Here is a 2,648-nt window from a genome sequence, read left to right as displayed (position 1 = left end):
TCTTCCACGATCTCCGTGCCGGAGCTAACGCATTAAGCGCCCCGCCTGGGGAGTACGGCCGCAAGGCTAAAACTCAAAGGAATTGACGGGGGCCCGCACAAGCGGCGGAGCATGTTGCTTAATTCGACGCAACGCGAAGAACCTTACCAAGGTTTGACATCACCCGGAAAGCTTCAGAGATGGAGCCCTCTTCGGACTGGGTGACAGGTGGTGCATGGCTGTCGTCAGCTCGTGTCGTGAGATGTTGGGTTAAGTCCCGCAACGAGCGCAACCCTTGTTCCATGTTGCCAGCGGCGCCTTCGGGCGGCCGGGGACTCATGGGAGACTGCCGGGGTCAACTCGGAGGAAGGTGGGGATGACGTCAAGTCATCATGCCCCTTATGTCTTGGGCTGCAAACATGCTACAATGGCCGGTACAGAGGGCTGCTAAGCCGTGAGGCGGAGCGAATCCCTAAAAGCCGGTCTCAGTTCGGATTGGGGTCTGCAACTCGACCCCATGAAGTCGGAGTCGCTAGTAATCGCAGATCAGCAACGCTGCGGTGAATACGTTCCCGGGCCTTGTACACACCGCCCGTCACGTCACGAAAGTCGGCAACACCCGAAGCCCGTGGCCCAACCAGCTTGCTGGGGGGAGCGGTCGAAGGTGGGGCTGGCGATTGGGACGAAGTCGTAACAAGGTAGCCGTACCGGAAGGTGCGGCTGGATCACCTCCTTTCTAAGGAGCACCGACCGGGGGTTCATCTCCTGGTCCACGTCGAGGTCGTGAGCGAACGTCTCACGCTCGGCAGCTCATTAGTGGAGCACTGGCTATTCGGTTCAGCGTGGTCGCTGGTCGGCTAGTACCGCCTCTTTCGGGAGGAGTGGGAACGGCGATGCAGGGGTTGCGGGGTTCCGGACACACTGTTGGGTCCTGAGGGAACGGACGAACGGGCCTGCCTTTTGGTGGGCTCGTGGTCTGTGGGTCCTCGGTCAGGGCCGGCCTCCTGCCATACCAGTCTGGTGCTTTCGGGTGCTGGGTGTTGGTGGTGGGGTGGGTTGGTTGCTGGTTGTTGTTTGAGATTTGCATAGTGGACGCGAGCATCTTTGTGGCCAAGTTTTTTAGGGCACACGGTGGATGCCTTGGCATCAGGAGCCGATGAAGGACGTGGGAGGCTGCGTTAAGCCTCGGGGAGTCGCCAACCAGACGTTGATCCGGGGATGTCCGAATGGGGAAACCTAGCACCAGTCATGTGGTGTTGCCTCCGCCTGAATGTATAGGGCGGTTGGTGGTAACGCGGGGAAGTGAAACATCTCAGTACCCGTAGGAAGAGAAAACAACAGTGATTCCGTGAGTAGTGGTGAGCGAAAGCGGATGAGGCTAAACCGGGCGTGTGTGATAGCCGGCAGGCGTTGCATGTTCGGGGTTGTGGGACCTCCTTTCAGTCTCTGCCGGGACTGTGAAGAGTGATAAATCTGTTCGATAGTTGAAGCCTCTGGGAAGGGGCGCCGTAGACCGTGAGAGCCGGGTAGGCGAAATCGGATGGACTCTTTGGGGTGTTCCCGAGTAGCACGGGGCTCGAGGAATCCTGTGTGAATCTGCCAGGACCACCTGGTAAGCCTAAATACTCCCTGATGACCGATAGTGCACGAGTACCGTGAGGGAAAGGTGAAAAGTGCCCCGGTGAGGGGTCGTGAAATAGTACCTGAAACCGTGTGCCTACAAGCCGTAGGAGCTTACAGGAGCTTGTCTTCTGTGTGATGTGACTGCGTGCCTTTTGAAGAATGAGCCTGCGAGTTATGGTGTGTGGCGAGGTTAACCCGTGTGGGGGAGCCGTAGCGAAAGCGAGTCTGAATAGGGCGTTTGAGTCGCATGCTGTAGACCCGAAGCGGAGTGATCTACGCATGGGCAGGTTGAAGCTCAGGTAAGACTGGGTGGAGGACCGAACCCACCAGGGTTGAAAACCTGGGGGATGACCTGTGTGTAGGGGTGAAAGGCCAATCAAACTCCGTGATAGCTGGTTCTCCCCGAAATGCATTTAGGTGCAGCGTTGCGTGTTTCTTGCCGGAGGTAGAGCACTGGATGGCCGATGGGCCCGACAAGGTTACTGACGTCAGCCAAACTCCGAATGCCGGTAAGTGAGAGCGTGGCAGTGAGACTGCGGGGGATAAGCTTCGTAGTCGAGAGGGAAACAGCCCAGATCACCGACTAAGGCCCCTAAGCGTGTGCTAAGTGGGAAAGGATGTGGAGTCGCAGAGACAACCAGGAGGTTGGCTTAGAAGCAGCCACCCTTGAAAGAGTGCGTAATAGCTCACTGGTCAAGTGATTCCGCGCCGACAATGTAGCGGGGCTCAAGTACACCGCCGAAGTCGTGGCACTGATACGGATTCGTTCGTGTTGGTGGGTAGGGGAGCGTCGTGCATCCGGTGAAGCCGCCGAGTGATCGAGTGGTGGAGGGTGTGCGAGTGAGAATGCAGGCATGAGTAGCGAATCGAGGGTGAGAAACCCTCGCGCCGGATGACCAAGGGTTCCTGGGGCAGGCTAATCCGCCCAGGGTAAGTCGGGACCTAAGGCGAGGCCGACAGGCGTAGTCGATGGACAACGGGTTGATATTCCCGTACCCGCTTCAACGCGCCCATATCGAACCTCGTGATGCTAAGAGTCCTTAAGT

General features: G+C 58.0%; 2 rRNA genes (1 of these 2 running past the window's edge). Both read left to right on the top strand.

Annotated features, from left to right (window positions below):
* Positions 1-715, top strand: a 16S ribosomal RNA gene (locus ACGF0J_RS38010); the annotation flags it as partial.
* A 372-nt stretch (positions 716-1,087) separates the two neighbouring features.
* Positions 1,088-2,648: ribosomal RNA gene (locus tag ACGF0J_RS38005) — 23S ribosomal RNA — on the top strand (it continues 1,615 nt past the right edge of the window).

Origin of the sequence: Nonomuraea sp. NPDC047897 (assembly GCF_043204415.1) — a bacterium.
Taxonomy (GTDB): domain Bacteria; phylum Actinomycetota; class Actinomycetes; order Streptosporangiales; family Streptosporangiaceae; genus Nonomuraea.
The sequence above is the reverse complement of the archived record's forward strand: the minus strand, read 5'-3'. Positions and strand labels throughout refer to the sequence as shown.